Raw genomic sequence first — 16106 nt, forward strand, 5'->3', positions numbered from 1 at the left:
ACCCGGCAGTCCTTGTGGCGTGCTACTTCCGGCCGGCCTGCCACTTCATGCCCCAACCGTATTTGCGGTCGAGATCGGACTGGCTGCCGTCGATGTACTCCACCAGCCGGTTCACCGTCACTCCCTGCCCGGTGCTCTCGATCATCGCGATGGCGCAGATGCGTGCCCCGTTGTTGGGGGAATCGAGGCGGACCTCGATCTGCGGTCCGGACGGCGGGGACAGCGTGACGACACCGTCGACGGCGGCCCAGTTGGGCGCGCCCTGGTAGATCATTGCGAAGATCAGCACGCGCTTGAACAGTTCCGGCCGTTCGAAGTTGATGTGCATGTTCTCGCCACCGGCCACCGACCCGGTGCGGTCGTCACCGTCGAGGTGGATGTAGGGCGGAGTGTTCAGCGATCCGAAGCTGTTGCCGAGGGCCTGGATGACGCCCTTGGAGCCGTCGGCGAGTTCGAAAAGGCAGCCGAGGTCGAGGTCGACACCGTTGCTCGCCCCCGTCAGCTTCGCGAGGAAGCCCTTCTTCTGCTCGCCACGCGACCAGTCGAGGTTGACGCGCGTGACGCCCCGCGCGGACCCGCCCTTGGACAGACTGACGGTGGGGGCGTCCTTGGTGAGATTGATCTTGTCGAGGTTCACGCCCCCGGTGTTCTGTTCGGGCTTCTTGCTGTAGTCGATTGCCATTCGGTTGCCTTTCGTCGGAGTGGTGGGTGCGAGATCCACGGGGGTACGAAAAAGCGATGGGAGCCCCCGTCCCGAGATTCGGGCAGAGGGCTCCCATCGCTGTGGATCTCACGGTCGTACTTGTCAGGCGGACACTTCTTCGACTGCGTCCGTCTTCTTGCTGTTGCGGTTGCGGTAGATGCTCGAAGCGAAAGCCGCGCCGATCAGGGCGATACCGACCAGGCCGGTGATCACCTCGGGAACGTGCGTGCCGATCGAGTACAGCAGGATCAACGCGAGCGCGCCGATCGCCCAGTGGGCGCCGTGCTCGAGATACACGTAGTCGTTCAGCGTGCCCTTGCGGACGAGGAAGATGGTGATGGATCGGACGAACATCGCGCCGATGAAGCCCAGACCCAGGGCGATGATGATCGGGTCGGACGTGATCGCGAACGCCCCGATGACGCCGTCGAACGAGAACGAAGCGTCGAGGACCTCGAGGTAGAGGAACAGGAAGAACCCGGCCTTACCGGTGGCCTTCGCCAGTCCGGAGGGTCCGCCCGAGGATTCTTCGCCCTCTTCGGGGATATGGAACATCTCGCCGAGACCGTTGACCGCGATGTAGGTGATCATGCCGAGCGCACCGGCGATCATCACCGTCGACACCTTGTCCTCGGGTGCGATGACGGTAGCGGTGATCAGCAGCAGTGCGGTGGCGACGACAACCTCGAGCTGGTCGAGCTTGCCGGCCTTCGCGAGCGGCACTTCGAGCCATCGCAGCCACTTGATCTCACGTTCTTCGAGCATGAAGTGCAGGAACAACATGAGCAGGAACATGCCGCCGAACGCAGCGATCTGCGGGTGCGCGTCGGTGATCAGCGTCTCGTAGCTCGCGCTGCCGTCGGGGAAGTATGCGGCGCCGTCCGGCGGCGGATTGAGTGCAAGATCGATTGCTGCCACCGGGCCGAGTCCGGATGCCACCCACACGATGAGCAGCGGGAACACCAGACGCATGCCGAACACGGCGATGAGGATGCCGATGGTGAGGAAGATCTTCTGCCAGAACTCGCTCATCCGTCGCAGGACCGTCGCGTTGATGACCGCGTTGTCGAACGAGAGCGAGACTTCGAGGATGCCGAGGATCACACAGAGAAACAGAGCCTGGGGGCCGCCGTAGAGGAACGCCACCACCAGAGAGATGACGGTGACGGCCAGCGACGGGCCGAATATTCGCAGAACCACGAAGCGTGGCCTTTCTGAGTAGAGGTCAGGGGCTGTGCAGGGTGGTTACTGCAGGCTCCGGAGAGCGGCGATCCGGCCCCGGCGCGGCCGGGACCGGATCACGAGGATCGAACTAGACGTTGACACCGTAATCGCGCGCGATGCCGGACAGGCCCGAGGCGTAGCCCTGGCCGATGGCCCGAAACTTCCACTCGGCACCGTTGCGGTACAGCTCACCGAAGACCATGGCGGTCTCGGTGGAGGCATCCTCGGAGAGGTCGTAGCGGGCCAGCTCGGTGCCGTTGGCGCGGTCGACGACGCGGATGTACGCGTTGCGCACCTGGCCGAACGACTGGCTGCGGGTCTCGCCGTCGTAGATCGAGACGGGGAAGAAAATGGACTCGATGTTCGCCGGAACGGCGGACAGATCGACGTTGATGACCTCGTCGTCTCCCTCGCCCTCACCCGTGCGGTTGTCGCCGGCGTGCTCGATCGAGCCGTCGGGCGACTTCATGTTGTTGAAGAAGATGAAGTGCTGGTCGGAAACCACCTTCTTGTCGGCACCCGTAGCGATCGCGCTGGCGTCGAGGTCGAAGTCGGTACCGGTGGTCGTACGCACGTCCCAGCCGAGGCCGACGGCCACAGCCGTGAGGTTCGGCGCTTCCTTCGTAAGCGAAACGTTGCCACCCTTGGTCAAGCTGACGCCCATGCGGGGTCCTTTCGATCGTTCCTACGGGTCGACGTACCGGAAGGGCACGCCCAGGTTGCGCGTATGCCACCACAGTAATAGGTCTCTGTGAGGTGCGCCCCTACCCACTATGCCGACTCCGGGCCGGGTGACCCCCTGAAAGCCGAGTCGCGCGGAGCGGGAATGTCGAGAAGACAGGCGTGGGTCGGGCGACCAGTACCATTCGGTCTTGTGGCGAGCCGATGGACGCGCCGCCTCTTCGGCGGCGGGCGCACCGATGATCCCGCGGCCCTCCGCGCCCATGACGCGATGGTGGCCGCGTTCCTCGACATGGACAAACGCCAGTCCGTTGCGGAGGCGAGCGTCGTCGCATCCCACGAGATCGCGCCGGAACGAGGCCTTCTCCGCGTGTGGGAACCGATCAGGCACAAGTGCTACCTGGCTGCCGAAGCGTATTTGCAACTGGCTCGTACCGAACCCGGGGACGAGCTTTCGCCGGCTGCGGCATACGAGCAGGTGACCCACCAGATCGCAGACGCGGCAAGGACTCTGGACCAGTTCTACGAGAGCAACCGAGGCCACCTCGAGCACGCGGTGACCGTCGCGCAGACCGCGCCGCAGCTGGCACAGCGTGTCGGCGCCGATGCCCGTGGCGCCCTGGAGGCGCTGGATCTTCCGGGCAACCGTGCGTTCGCCGACTATCCGTCGGTCCGCGCGACCACCGAGGCGTTGCAGCGGGCTCTGCGCAACCTGGACTCCGCGGTCGGGGCCGGCACCGTGCGCACCGCCGCCCACCGGGTGGAGGAAACGACGGCGGCGTTCCGTGAAGCGCTCGCCGAAGCGCCGGGACGCGAAGCCGAGGCGCGCAACACCCTCGCCTCCGTCACCACCCGGCTCGGCGCCGTACGCACCCGTTCGGAGGGACTCTCGCCGGCCTACTCGGCACTGCTGCGCGAATTCAACGCGGCCAGTTCCGCAGATCTGTCCGGCAACGAACAACAGGCCCTTCTGCTGCTCGAGCGTGCCGCCGAAGAACTCGAGGTGGCACGGACTTCACTCCGTGCGGGGAACCCCGAACAAGCTCTCGCCCAGGCCGGTGTGGTGCGCGCCGAACTCGCACAGGCCGAGGCACTCGTCGACGCAGTGACCGAGCGGCTCGCCACGTTGCGCGCGGTGAAGGCAGATCCCGACGCCAAGGTCCGTGACGTGCGCTTTCGGTTGCGTGACGCACAACACCTCGCGGTACAGCGGGGACTCACAGCAGAATGGGGTTCCGTCCTCGACGCCCAGCTCGATCGGATCGACCGGGCAGTCGATGCGCTGTCAGGCGTACATCCCGACTACTGGGCATATGTCAAAGACCTGGACGCGGTATCGACGTTCATCACCGGAGTGGTGAATCGAATGAGAGGACGGAACACGGACCGATGACCGGGGCGACTTTCACCGAGGTGCGCGCAATGCGGCACTTCCGACATCTGGATCGGCCCACCTTGGACCGACTCTTTTTCCACCCCCCTCAGCCCTTCGGTCACAGCGACGCCCGCGAACGACTCGCGATGGCCCTCGGAGCGACCTTGTACGTCCCCGCGACCCGCCACGACCTCACGTCGACCATCCTGCGACGCGCCGGCGAGGGGGTGACCTCGATGGTCCTCGATCTCGAGGACGCCGTGGCCGACGACGAAGTCGAGGACGGGCTCCGCAACGCCGTCGCGACCCTCGACGCGCTCGCCCTCCGCGACGAACCCCCGATGATGCTGTTCGTCCGAGTCCGTACCCCTGACGGGGTCGATCGGCTCACCGCGATGCTCGGTCCCGGACACAGCGTGCTCACCGGGTTCGTGCTTCCCAAGTTCGGTGCGACGTCCGGACGTGCATTCCTCGAGGCGGTCGCCGCTGCGTCCGGCAGGATCGGGCGGCACCTCTACGCGATGCCCGTCATCGAGTCTGCTGCCGTGGTGCACCGCGAAACGCGCGACGACGAGTTGCGGGCGATCGCCCTGCTGCTCGCCGAGCATCGCGACCGGATCCTCGCCGTCCGGATCGGCGCGACCGACATGTGCGCGACATTCGGGATCCGCCGCGACCGTGATCTGACGATCTACGACGTGCGGGTCGTCGTGGACGTGATCGCGGACATCGTCAATCACCTCGGTCGCACCGACGGCACCGGATTCGTCATCACCGGTCCGGTATGGGAGTACTTCGCCGATCACGAACGCATGTTCCGCCCGATGCTGCGGGCCACACCGTTCGAGGAGCAGGATGCGGTGGTGTTCCGGCAGCAGTTGGTGAGCCGGGACCTCGACGGTCTCCTGCGGGAGATCGCGCTGGATCGCGCGAACGGCATCCAGGGCAAGACGGTCATCCATCCGTCGCACGTCGCGGCGGTTCACGCGCTGTCGGCGGTCACGCACGAGGAGTTCCACGACGCCACGGACATCCTCGACCGCGACACCGGCGGAGTGAGCGCGTCCGGATACGGCAACAAGATGAACGAACGCCGACCGCACCGCACCTGGGCGGAACAAACTTTGGTGCGCGCCTCCGTGTTCGGGGTCACCAACAAGGGCGTCACATTCGTCGACCTGTTGACGGCGCTGGTGGACCGATGACCGACACTCTCCAGAAGTATTGGGCCACCGAGGAGTTCGGTCTCGCACTCGAGCATCGCGACACGTCGACCGGATACACCGTCCCTGAACTCGTCCAGCCCGGACTGCGCCGGAACCCGCGGCGCGCGCACCTTCTGGTGTCGACGGTGCTCGGCAAACACATTCCCACCGATCCCGCAGTGGTGCTGGGCGCCGGACGGCGCCTGGGCGAACTCGTCGCCGACCTGCTCGGCGACGTCGCCCGGGAAGCTCTCGTCCTGGGATTCGCCGAGACAGCTACCGGTTTGGGCCACTGCGTCGCCGAAGCCCTGGACGCCGGGTGTTACCTGCATTCGACGCGCCGTCGCGTGCCCGGCGCGGAGGTGTTCGCCGGTTTCGAAGAGGGGCATTCGCACGCGACCTCGCACCTGTTGCAGCCGACTTCGCCCGATCTCTTCTCAAATACCGCACCGCTCGTCCTCGTCGACGACGAAATCTCTACCGGAGCAACCGCGATCGACGCAATTCGTGCATTGCACCGCTCCCACCCCCGCGACCGTTACGTGATCGCTTCGCTGGTGGACATGCGCGGAGACGAACATCGTCGCTTCACCTCGGCAGCCGAACTCGAACTCGGTACGACGATCGAGCATGTCAGTCTCGCGCAGGGACACACCGTCCTGCCCGCCGATCTCACCGACCGCGTCACCGCGCTGCCGGTTCCCGAGCTCAATCCCGTCGCGCCGCAGCGAGGTTCGGTCCGATTCATCGAGGTTCCGTGGCCGTCGGATGTTCCCGACGGTGGACGCCACGGCGTGGTCCGCGCGGACTTCGCCGGCTACGACTCCGCGATCACCACGGCTGCGGAGGTCGTCGATTCTGTTCGGGACACGGACCGCCCGGTGATCGTGATCGGTCACGAGGAACTCATGTACCTCCCGTTGCGGCTCGCGCATGCACTCGCGACCCGCGGAACCCCGGCCACATTCCAGACCACGACACGGTCGCCCGCGTTCGTCCGGGACGTTCCCGGTTATCCGTTGCGGCGCGGATTCTCTTTCGTCGCACCCGAACACATTCCGTCCGAACACGAAGCCGAGGCGGCCCGGTACCTGTACAACGCCCGGTGGCCCGAGCCTGCCACCGAACGACCGGAGCTGGTTCTGGTGATCGATTCTCCGGCCGACACCGACCGCCTGCGCGCGGACGGTGGGGCGCTCGACGTCCTGACCGCCGCCGGCGAGGACGTACTGGTCGCGATCGTTCCCGCCACAGATCCGGCAGCACTGCGCGCTTCGAGGGAGACCGTATGACCACGCCGCTGACCGGACCCGAATTCGGTTCGTACGCCCCCGACGAGGCGACCTGGCTCCTCAAAGACCTCTCGCACGTCGATCTCGAAGGAGATATCGCCGAGCGTGAAGCCCGGATCCAGGCGGGTCTCGCGCATTACGCGGAATCTCTCCCGGTCGAGTACCAACCCGACGCTCCGTACCGGGAGTTGTTCGACAAAGCTCTGGCGTCGACCGCGGGACGGCTCGCGCACGCGGTGGGTACCTTGACCGAACTGCTGATCGCCGAACGGGGAACGGATCTCACCCTCGTGTCGCTGGCACGCGCGGGCACCCCGGTGGGGATCCTGATCCGCCGCTGGGCGCAGCGTCACCACGGTCTGTCGCTGCCCCACTACGCGGTCTCGATCGTGCGGGGACGCGGAATCGACTCTGCCGCACTGGATTACATAACCGCACACCATGACCCTCGCTCGGTCGTCTTCGTCGACGGCTGGACCGGCAAGGGGGCGATCGCGAGGGAGTTGTCCGCCGCCCTCGCGGAGTACTCCGCTGCCGGCGGACCCGTCCTGTCGGACGACCTCGCCGTGCTCGCCGATCCCGGACACTGCGTGCGCACCTACGGCACCCGCGACGACTTCCTCATCGCGTCGGCCTGCCTGAACTCGACGGTATCGGGGCTGGTGTCGCGCACGGTGCTGAACGACGCCTGGATAGGTCCCGGCGAGTTCCACGGAGCAAAGTTCTACGCCGAACTCGCGGGCGACGACGTCTCGAATCTCCTCCTCGACACGGTCTCAGCCGAATTCGGCGACCGCGCATCGGCATTCGAGAGCGCCCGCGCGCTGCTCGAATCCGACCGGGAACCCACCTGGGCCGGCTGGGAGTCCGTGGAACGCATCCGCGTGCGGTACGGCATCTCGAGCATCAACTTCGTCAAGCCGGGTGTGGGGGAGACAACCCGGGTACTGCTGCGCCGCGTCCCGTGGAAGGTCCTTGTGCGCGACCTCACCGCCGACGAACACGCGCACATCCGGATGCTCGCAGCGGCTCGGGACGTGCCCGTCGAAGAGATACCCGACCTCGCGTATTCGTGTATGGGATTGATCAAGGACCTACCATGACAGCAGCATTGATCGCCACCGATCTGGACCGCACCCTCATCTACTCGCGTGCGGCGATGACAGGATCGCAGTACTCGACAGAGAATCTGAGGTGCATCGAGTACTTCGACGGCGCCCCGCTGTCGTACGTCACCGAGACCGCCGCCCGGCAACTCGAGGACCTCACCACCGCGCACACCGTCGTACCCACCACCACCCGGACGCCCGAACAGTTCCGCCGGATCGATCTGCCCGGCGGTCCGTGGCGTTACGCCATCGCCAGCAACGGCGGAGCGCTGCTGGCGGACGGGAAACTCGACGAGCAGTGGCGCCGGCACGTGGATGCCGCGGTACGTGAGGGAGGCGCCGGCCTCGACGAGGTCACCGCCGAACTGCGCGCCCGCATCTCCGAGAGCTGGGTCACCAAGTTCCGGATCGCCGACGAGTTGTTCTGCTATCTCGTCGTCGACGTCGCCGCGCAACCCGCCGGGTTCCTCGAGGAGTGGCAGACCTGGTGCCAGGGTCGCGGATGGAACGCCTCGCAGCAGGGCCGCAAGATCTACACGATGCCGGACAGTGTCTGTAAATCGCACGCGGTCGCCGAGGTGTACCGCCGGCTCGCCGAGGAAGGGGTGATCGACGCCGACGCCCCGGTGTTCGCGGCCGGTGACGGCGCGCTCGACGCCGAGATGCTGATGGCCGCGGACGCTGCGATCCGGCCGCGCCACGGCGAGCTCGAACTGCTCGAGTGGCAGCATTCGAACCTCTCGGTGACCGAACAGTCGGGGATCGCGGCCGGTGAGGAGATTCTCTCCTGGTTCGCCCGGTCGGCCCGCGTCGAAGGCGCTTCGTAGAGTAGGACTGCATGCGACCGCCAACCCCGGTCGCCGACACAGTGAGGACACATCTCTTGCCGACTTCGCTCTCCAAGGGTCAGAACGGACCGCTCAACGTCTCCGACGTCGTCGTTTCGCTCGAGCTCACGACGCCCGCCGATCTCTCGGCGCTGCTGGTCAAGGCCGACGGAAAGGTGCGGTCCGACGCCGACTTCGTGTTCTTCAACCAGCCGGCCGGGCCGGGTGTGCGTCTCGTACCCGGACAGGCTGGACAGAATTCGTCGCTGGCCGTCTCACTGCCGCAGGTTCCCGCTGACATCGACCAGGTGCGCGCGGTGATCACACTCGACGACGCGACAAGCAGTTTCGGCCGTTTCGCGCCGCCCACCGCCCGCGTCTCCGACACGGCGGGCAACGTGCTGTTCGAATACCGGATCGAGGGGTTGTCCAGCGAGTCCATCGTGATCGCTCTCGAGCTGTACCGGCGACAGGGGTCGTGGAAGGTGCGCGCGGTCGGCCAGGGCTACGCGGGCGGATTCGCGGCGCTCGTCACCGATCACGGAGTGTCCGTCGACGACGCCCCGGCACCGAGCGTTGCCCAGACGCCGCCCCCGGCGCCGCAGCCGCAGTACACCCCGCCGCCCGCGCCCCAGCAGCAGTTCAACCAGGCTCCGCCGCCGGCGGCCGCACCTGCGCAGCCCACCGAGGTAAGCCTGTCGAAGAACCGTCCCGTGAGCCTCGTCAAGGGCCAGAAGGTCACGCTCCGCAAGGAAGGCGGCGTGGCACTGACGTACCTGCGGATGGGCCTCGGCTGGGATCCGATCGAGAAGCGCGGGCTGTTCGGCAATCGTTCCGCCGACGTCGACCTCGACGCGTCCGCCGTCCTGTTCGCCGACCACAACATCGTGGACGTGGCCTACTACGGCCAGTTGCAGTCGAAGGACGGATCGGTCCAGCACCAAGGCGACAATCTGACCGGTGAGGGAGCGGGTGACGACGAGGTCGTACTCGTCGACCTCACGCGCATCCCTGCGCACATCACGACCGTGATGTTCGTCGTCACGTCGTACAAGGGCCACTCCTTCGAGCAGGTTCAGAACGCGTTCTGCCGCCTCGTCGACGGCACCACCAACGCCGAACTCGCCCGCTACACCATGCAGGGCGGTATGCCGTTCACGGGCATGGTGATGGCGAAGGTGTACCGCGAGGGCAACTCCTGGAAGCTGCAAGCGATCGGCGAGGGGATCCAGGCCAAGCATCCCGGTGAGGCCGCACCCCAGCTGGGCCGGTTCCTGGCTACGTAGCGGATGACCCATGAATTCTCAGCGGGGCAGAACGCCCCGCTGACGGGCCGCACGCTGCGCTTCGCTGCGTCCGCGCAGGTTCAGCTCGACCTGTGCGCATTCGTGGTGGACGACCTCCTGCAGGTCGCGACCTCGGACGACGTGGTCTTCTACAACCAGCCGGCCACCGCGGGCGTCCGGGTCGAGGGCGACACCATCGTCCTCGAGCCGGACGCCGTGCGCCCGGGCGCGCGAGTGCTTTGCGCTGTGGGAGCAGAATCTACGACCTCGGTGTCCACCACGCTGTGTCACGCCGACGGAACACTCCTCGCGTCCTTCCACATCACACCGGTGACGGGCACAGAATCCGCTCTTCTGTGCTGGGAGATCTACCGTCGCAACGGAAACTGGAAGATGCGCGCGCTCGGTGCGGGCTATGCCGGTGGACTCGCGGAGATGTTCACGGCGCACGGCGTCGTCGTCGACGAACCCGCCGATGCTGCTCCCGCACAGGCGGATGCGGCACCACCGACGACCGGAACCGAACTCCCTCCGTCATGCGAACTGGTGTGGCGGATCTTCGAAGACGCCTCCCGATCGGCCGCCGCCTACGTCGCTGCGCACGAATACGCGCAGCATCGGCTCGACGACGAATTGTCGGTGGCGGTGGCGGACCCCGCCGCCCGCACCGGCGAGGCGGCGGAAACCGCCCGCGCACAAGCACACCGGCGCTGCGAAGAACTCGTTGCGGCAGCGGAAGCCCGGCATCGCGCCGACAGCGTGACACTGACCGCCGAACTCGAGACGGTCGATGCGGTGCTGCCCGCGTCGCTTGCCTCGTGGGACTCGGGCGCATGGCGCGGCACGCTTGTCCCGGGAGACGGTGTGCGCGTGGGCGAGTTGTCGGCACCCGAACGTGGGGCGCTCCGGCTACCGCTGTGCGTACCGCTTCCCCTCGGTAGGCCGTTGTGGATCGACGGTGAGACCGCAGTTGCCGGCGCGGTGGCATCGTCGCTGGCACTGCGACTGCTTTCCGCGCGCCCCGGATCACGCCTCGACATCATCGATCCGTCCGGATCGTTGCGCGCGTTGGGCGGACTGGCACGCCCGATGCTCGCCGGACCTCCCATTCACGACGTCGCCGGGGTGGCGCCGAAACTGAAGGGCCTCGCCGAAGCCGCCGACCTCACAGGCCTGGCACTGTCCTCCGGTGCCGACACGCGCCGGCCCGAACCACGCGTCATCGTGCTCGCGGGCCTGCCGCACGGGTTCGACAGCATCGATCTGGTGAACATTGTGCATCTCGCGAGAATGAGTTCGGCACAGAATATTTCGATTGTGATCACCGGTGCGGACGACGATGTCGTGGACAATCCCGCATACGACTTGCTGCACGACGCGTCGCAGCATCTGCCCGCGTCCGAGGACGGGCATCTTGCCGACCCGTGGACGAACACGGACTGGCGGTTCGCAGCCGACACGCTCCCCGGCGACACCGAGTTTCTGCACCGGGTAGTTGCGACACTCGAAGTCGGCGGAGGCTGAATCAAGTCCGCGGCGAGCGCGGGCGGGCCTCGAACATAGAAGTAATTGCGCCCTCCCACAACAGATCCGCTGCTTCCTCGTACGCCAGGGAAGTCCCGCCATCGCCGAAGACGTGGTGTCCAGACGATCCTGCTCCATAGGTTCTCCCTATGGGGGCGTGCGGCGGCGGGGTTCTTGTGGCCGCCGTCACGGTCGTGTTGGACTGGGAAAGCGTGATCACTCCGTTCGCGCGATCGCCGATCAGGAGCGCATGACGTGAGCGAACTGCACCTTCCGAATCGAATCCGTCGTTTCGCCGTCGAGCGCCGGGATCGACCGGCGGTCACCGAAGGCGAAACCACCCTGACCTACGGTGAGTTCGACTCGTACACCAACCGCATGGCGTGTGCGTTGACCTCGCTGGCGTCGGCGCCGGGACGCGTCGGCGCATTGCTGCGCATGGGTTTGCCCGGAGTGGCGACCTTCGTCGGGTGCGCGAAGGCCGGTCTCGTTTTCACCCCGCTCAACTGGCGCCTCACTCCCCACGAGGTCGCCGCGATCGCGGTGGACGCCGAACTGGAGGTCTTGATCGTCGAGTCCGACTTCGCGGCGTCGGCAGCAGCGATCGCGGCGGCTGTTCCGGGCCTCCGCATCGTCGTCGTCGGTGACCACAGCGCGGTGGCCGAAGCATGCCCGTGGGACGAGTTCGTCGCGGCAGGCGAGGACACCGATCCCGGTTGGGGAGACGATCCCGAGACCGAACTGCTACAGCTCTACACGTCCGGAACCACCGGAAGACCGAAAGGCGTTGTCATTGTTCACCGGAACCTGTACAACGTCCCGGAGACCTTCGCCTTGTACGAATTCGAGGACGACTCCGTTTCGCTGAACGCCCTGCCGTTGTTCCACATCGCGGGGGCAGGCTGGCTCAGCACGTCGTTGTCGGCGGGACTGCACACGGTTTTGCTGGACGAGTTGCGCCCCCCGCTGGTGGCGGCTGCGATCGCCGAGCACCGGGTCAGCCACACCTTCCTCGTGCCATCCGCAATCGGCATGCTGCTCGAACTGCCGGATCTCTCGACCTACGATCTGTCGAGTCTGAAGGTGATCGCGTACGGCGCGTCGCCGATCACTCCCACGTTGCTGGCGCGGACGATGGACACCCTGGGCTGCCGGATGGTACAGCGCTACGGCATGACGGAGACGATGGGCGCGCTCACCGCGCTGCGCTCCGGCGACCACGATCCCCGCGGGACCCGCACCCATCTTCTGCGTTCGGCCGGCAAGCCCCTGCCCGGTACCGAAGTACAGATCCGCGATATCGCAACGGGTGAACCGCTTCCGCAAGGCGAGACGGGCGAGATCGTCTCGCGTTCCCGCAACAACGTCTCGGGCTACTGGCGCCGCGACGCGGAATCGGCCGCGCTGTACACCGACGACGGCTTCCTGCGGACCGGCGACGCCGGGCACCTCGACGAGAACGGCTACCTGTTCGTCACCGACCGGGTGAAGGACATGATCATCACCGGCGGAGAAAACGTGTATCCCGTCGAGGTGGAAGCCGTGCTGGCCGAGCACCCCGCTGTCGCCGAGGTAGCGGTGGTGGGTCTTCCGGACGAGCGCTGGGGAGAGGCTGTCACCGCTGTGGTCCGCATCGCCGACGGCGTCGAACCGCCCTCCGAGCAGGAACTCGTCGCCTTCACCACCGGGCGTCTCGCGTCGTACAAGAAACCGCAGCGCATCCACGTCGTGGACGAACTGCCGCGAAACGCGAGCGGCAAGATCCTCAAGCGCACGCTCCGCGACACTCTGAGCACGTCCGACACCGCCTCCCGATGATGCCCCCGAGCTGAACACCGAGGCACACGGAACGGCAGCGGGTTTCCGCTGTCGCCTACGATGACGGCGTGGACCTGCATCTCGTTACCTATTTCGTGGCTGTCGTCGACCACGGTGGGATCACGAAAGCCGCTCAAGCCCTCTACATTTCGCAACCATCGCTTTCTCAGGCAATCCGCACCCTCGAACGGCGGCTGGACACGACCCTCTTCGACCGCACCGGGCGGCGGCTCACGCTCACGGCGGAGGGACGGGCCCTCGAGGTCGCTGCGCGCCGCATCCTTGCCGATGTGGACCGCGCCAAGCAGAAGGTCGCTGCCGTCCGGGACCTCGAGGCAGGACGGGTGGAGATCGTGACGTTCTCCGCGTTCTCCGTCCACCCCGTCGTCGCGCTCGTCCAGCAATTCCGTTCCCGCTATCCCGGCATCACCGTGAACGTGTCCGATGCCGACGGACCGGCGGGCGTGCATGCGGCACTGCGCCGCGGCGAAGCGGAGATCGGTGTCACCGACATGTCGGTGGAGCACGCGGGCATGATCACCGTCCCGCTCCTCGAGCAGGAGATGGTGCTCGCCATGCACCCGGACCTCGCCACCGACGTTCCCGATCCCGTGACGCGCGCCCGTGTCCGGTCGATTCCGCTCGTCCTCGACCTCGGATCACGCGCGAATGCGGCTCGGGTGGGCGAACTGCTCGGCGAGCAGAACGTCGTCGTCGACTGTGCGCATCCGGCGGCCATCTGGGAATTCGTCACGCGGGGCACCGCGGCGACAGTGGTGTCGCGGCCGGTCGCACAGCAACGCATGCCCGGTGCTGTGGTCCGGTCGCTGGATCCTCCGTTCATGCGGCCGGTCGGGCTGGTGCTGCGGCCCGGGGAACCCTCCCCGGCAGCCGCCGCGTTCCTCGCGTCCGCCACCACCGACGGCCGGGAGGCGTAGCCATGGAGTTCCGGCAGGTCGAGTACTTCCTCGCCGTCGTGGAAAACGACGGCATCAACGGTGCCGCCGCCGCGCTGGGTGTCGCGCAGCCGACGGTGTCCCAAGCACTCCGCAGCCTCGAACGGGAACTCGGCGTCAATCTGTTCCACCGCATCGGTCGTGGAATGGTGCTCACCGCAGCGGGAAAGAGCCTCATCGGTCCCAGCCGTCAGATCCTGCGTGACGTGAACGCGGTGGAGGAACTGCTCTCGGACTCCACCGACGACGTCACGGGCAGCCTCGACCTGATGGTGTTTCCGGCACTTGCGACCGGCCCGATCGTGGACCTGGTGGCGCGGTTCCGGCGCGCCCACCCCAAGTCCACCGTGCGGTTCGGCGATCTCCGGTCCGAAGAACTCGCCGCCGGGGTGATCCGGGACGGGCACTGCGAATTCGTGATGGCGCATCTGCCGCTCGAAGACGGAGTCGGACTGGAAGTCATCGAACTCGGTGAGCAGGAATATTGGCTCGTGTATCCGCCCGGCACGGATCTGCCGCCCGGCCCCGTGGCCCTGACCGCGTTGCCCGACATTCCGATGGTGTTCGTGCCGCGCGGCGGCGGGGCGATGAGCGACGAGATCGACTACGCGATGCGCCGCGCGGGAGTGCGACGCCCGATCGCGGTGCTGACGGAACACCGAGAAGCGCGACTGCCGATGGTGCTCGCTGGACTCGGCGGGTCGTTCGTGGAGCGGTCGCTGGCCGAGTCGGCCCAGGACGTCGCCGTGGTGCGGGCATGCGAACCCACCTTCACCCGGCCGTTCGGTCTCGCCTTCGCTCCCGACTCTCTGTCGAAAGCCGGACGGGCATTCGTGGACCTGGTCCGGTCCACGAAGACCCAGCCCTGAGCAGCGGTCAGGCGACGCGTTCGAAGATCGCCGCCAGACCCTGTCCGCCCCCGATGCACATGGTCTCGAGCCCGTAGCGGCCTTCGCGACGCTGCAACTCGCGGGCGAGCGTCGCGAGCATCCGGCCGCCGGTCGCGCCGACGGGGTGACCGAGCGAGATGCCGGAACCGTGGACGTTGGTGCGCTCGAAGTCGGCGGCACCGAACTTCCACTCGCGGGTCACCGCCAGAGCCTGAGCCGCGAACGCTTCGTTGAGTTCGATGACGTCGACGTCGGCCAGGGTGATTCCGGCTTTGGCGAGGGCGATCTCGGTCGCCGGCACGGGACCGATCCCCATGATCTTGGGCGCGACCCCCGCCACGCCCCACGACACGATGCGGACGAGCGGCGTGAGGCCGAGGTCGGCGGCCTTCTGCGGGGTCGTGACCAGAGCCATCGACGCGGCATCGTTCTGGCCGCTGGCATTGCCGGCCGTCACGGTGGCCTCCGGGTCCTGCTTGCCCATGATCGGGCGGAGCGCCGCGAGTGCTTCCAGACTGATGTCCGCGCGAGGATGCTCGTCGGTGTCGACGACCTGTTCGCCCTTCCGGCTGCGCACAGTCACCGGCACGATTTCCTCGGCGAGGATGCCGTTTGCTTGCGCGGCCACCGCCCGCAGATGGGAGTTCAGGGCAAGCTCGTCCTGCTCGCCGCGGGAGATCGAATACTCGGCGCGCAGGTTCTCGGCAGTTTCGATCATGCCGCCCGGGACCGGATAGAAGCGGCCACCGGCGGTCGAACGGGCACGTACGAGACCGTCGTGCATCTGCACCCCGGTTTTCGCCCCACCCCAGCGGATGTCGGTGGAGTAGAACGCGGCGTTGCTCATCGACTCGGTGCCACCGGCGACGACAAGGTCGTTGTCGCCGTTGCCGACCTGCATTGCAGCCTGGATGACGGCCTGCAGGCCCGACCCGCACCGGCGATCGATGTGCATGCCCGGGACGGTCACGGGCAGACCCGCGTCGAGAGCGACGACGCGCCCGATCGCGGGTGCTTCACTGTTGCCGTTGCAATGCCCAAGAATGACGTCGTCGATCTCGTCGGGGGCGACCCCGGTTCGGTCCAGCATCCCCTTCAGTGCTGCGACGCCGAGGTCGACGGCGGTGAGGGACTTGAACATTCCGCCGTAACGCCCGATCGGGGTACGGACAGGCTCGCAGATGACAACTTCGCGCATGACGACCTTTCAGGAGGA

The 16106-nt window shown here is 66.8% G+C and carries 14 protein-coding genes; 10 read left to right on the forward strand and 4 right to left on the reverse strand.

Translation table 11 applies throughout. The annotated features are described in order from the left end of the window. Positions 1 to 22: 22 nt before the first annotated feature. The 3 genes from RDCOP1_RS11905 to RDCOP1_RS11915 form a co-directional block, all read right to left on the reverse strand. Positions 23 to 682 carry a TerD family protein gene (locus RDCOP1_RS11905; protein ID WP_072701423.1) on the reverse strand — a complete coding sequence of 220 codons (660 nt, stop codon included), beginning with the start codon at positions 680 to 682 and terminating at the stop codon, positions 23 to 25. A 123-nt stretch (positions 683 to 805) separates the two neighbouring features. Then, complete coding sequence (locus RDCOP1_RS11910; protein WP_072700774.1) at positions 806 to 1903, reverse strand: DUF475 domain-containing protein; 1098 nt, start codon at positions 1901 to 1903, stop codon at positions 806 to 808. Positions 1904 to 2015: 112 nt separating this feature from the next. Then, positions 2016 to 2591, reverse strand: a complete 576-nt coding sequence (locus tag RDCOP1_RS11915; protein WP_072700776.1) for a TerD family protein — start codon at positions 2589 to 2591, stop codon at positions 2016 to 2018. A 288-nt stretch (positions 2592 to 2879) separates the two neighbouring features. Between RDCOP1_RS11915 and RDCOP1_RS11920 the strand changes: the two genes are divergently transcribed. The 10 genes from RDCOP1_RS11920 to RDCOP1_RS11965 all read left to right on the forward strand — a co-directional run bounded on the left by RDCOP1_RS11920 (position 2880) and on the right by RDCOP1_RS11965 (position 14869). Beyond that, positions 2880 to 4001 carry a serine/threonine-protein kinase gene (locus RDCOP1_RS11920; RefSeq protein WP_072701425.1) on the forward strand — a complete coding sequence of 374 codons (1122 nt, stop codon included), beginning with the start codon at positions 2880 to 2882 and terminating at the stop codon, positions 3999 to 4001. Between the two features lie 29 nt (positions 4002 to 4030). Beyond that, the gene (locus RDCOP1_RS11925) at positions 4031 to 5188 is read left to right on the forward strand and encodes an HpcH/HpaI aldolase/citrate lyase family protein (RefSeq protein WP_072701426.1); all 1158 of its coding nucleotides are present in this window, start codon (positions 4031 to 4033) and stop codon (positions 5186 to 5188) included. Continuing rightward, complete coding sequence (locus RDCOP1_RS11930; protein ID WP_072700778.1) at positions 5185 to 6480, forward strand: phosphoribosyltransferase family protein; 1296 nt, start codon at positions 5185 to 5187, stop codon at positions 6478 to 6480. Before RDCOP1_RS11925 ends, RDCOP1_RS11930 begins: the two co-directional genes overlap by 4 nt. Beyond that, positions 6477 to 7583, forward strand: a complete 1107-nt coding sequence (locus RDCOP1_RS11935) for a cysteine protease StiP family protein (RefSeq protein ID WP_072700780.1) — start codon at positions 6477 to 6479, stop codon at positions 7581 to 7583. Before RDCOP1_RS11930 ends, RDCOP1_RS11935 begins: the two co-directional genes overlap by 4 nt. After that, a complete protein-coding gene (locus tag RDCOP1_RS11940) occupies positions 7580 to 8416 on the forward strand; it encodes an HAD family hydrolase (RefSeq protein WP_072700782.1) in 837 nt (278 codons plus the stop codon). Before RDCOP1_RS11935 ends, RDCOP1_RS11940 begins: the two co-directional genes overlap by 4 nt. Positions 8417 to 8472: 56 nt before the next feature. Next, on the forward strand, positions 8473 to 9702 hold the full coding sequence (locus RDCOP1_RS11945) for a TerD family protein (protein ID WP_072700783.1): 1230 nt from the start codon (positions 8473 to 8475) through the stop codon (positions 9700 to 9702). Between the two features lie 3 nt (positions 9703 to 9705). Beyond that, positions 9706 to 11226 carry a TerD family protein gene (locus RDCOP1_RS11950; RefSeq protein WP_072700785.1) on the forward strand — a complete coding sequence of 507 codons (1521 nt, stop codon included), beginning with the start codon at positions 9706 to 9708 and terminating at the stop codon, positions 11224 to 11226. Between the two features lie 255 nt (positions 11227 to 11481). Next, the gene (locus RDCOP1_RS11955) at positions 11482 to 13044 is read left to right on the forward strand and encodes a long-chain-fatty-acid--CoA ligase (RefSeq protein ID WP_072700787.1); all 1563 of its coding nucleotides are present in this window, start codon (positions 11482 to 11484) and stop codon (positions 13042 to 13044) included. 68 nt (positions 13045 to 13112) lie between these two features. Continuing rightward, the gene (locus RDCOP1_RS11960) at positions 13113 to 13982 is read left to right on the forward strand and encodes a LysR family transcriptional regulator (protein WP_072700789.1); all 870 of its coding nucleotides are present in this window, start codon (positions 13113 to 13115) and stop codon (positions 13980 to 13982) included. A 2-nt stretch (positions 13983 to 13984) separates the two neighbouring features. Further along, the gene (locus RDCOP1_RS11965) at positions 13985 to 14869 is read left to right on the forward strand and encodes a LysR family transcriptional regulator (RefSeq protein WP_072700791.1); all 885 of its coding nucleotides are present in this window, start codon (positions 13985 to 13987) and stop codon (positions 14867 to 14869) included. A gap of 7 nt (positions 14870 to 14876) precedes the next feature. Here RDCOP1_RS11965 and RDCOP1_RS11970 read toward each other — a convergent pair whose 3' ends face one another. After that, positions 14877 to 16088, reverse strand: coding sequence for an acetyl-CoA C-acetyltransferase (locus RDCOP1_RS11970; RefSeq protein WP_072700793.1), 1212 nt, complete (start codon positions 16086 to 16088; stop codon positions 14877 to 14879). Positions 16089 to 16106 lie beyond the last annotated feature (18 nt).

This window comes from Rhodococcus coprophilus NBRC 100603, assembly GCF_001895045.1.
In the GTDB taxonomy this organism is placed as follows: domain Bacteria; phylum Actinomycetota; class Actinomycetes; order Mycobacteriales; family Mycobacteriaceae; genus Rhodococcus; species Rhodococcus coprophilus.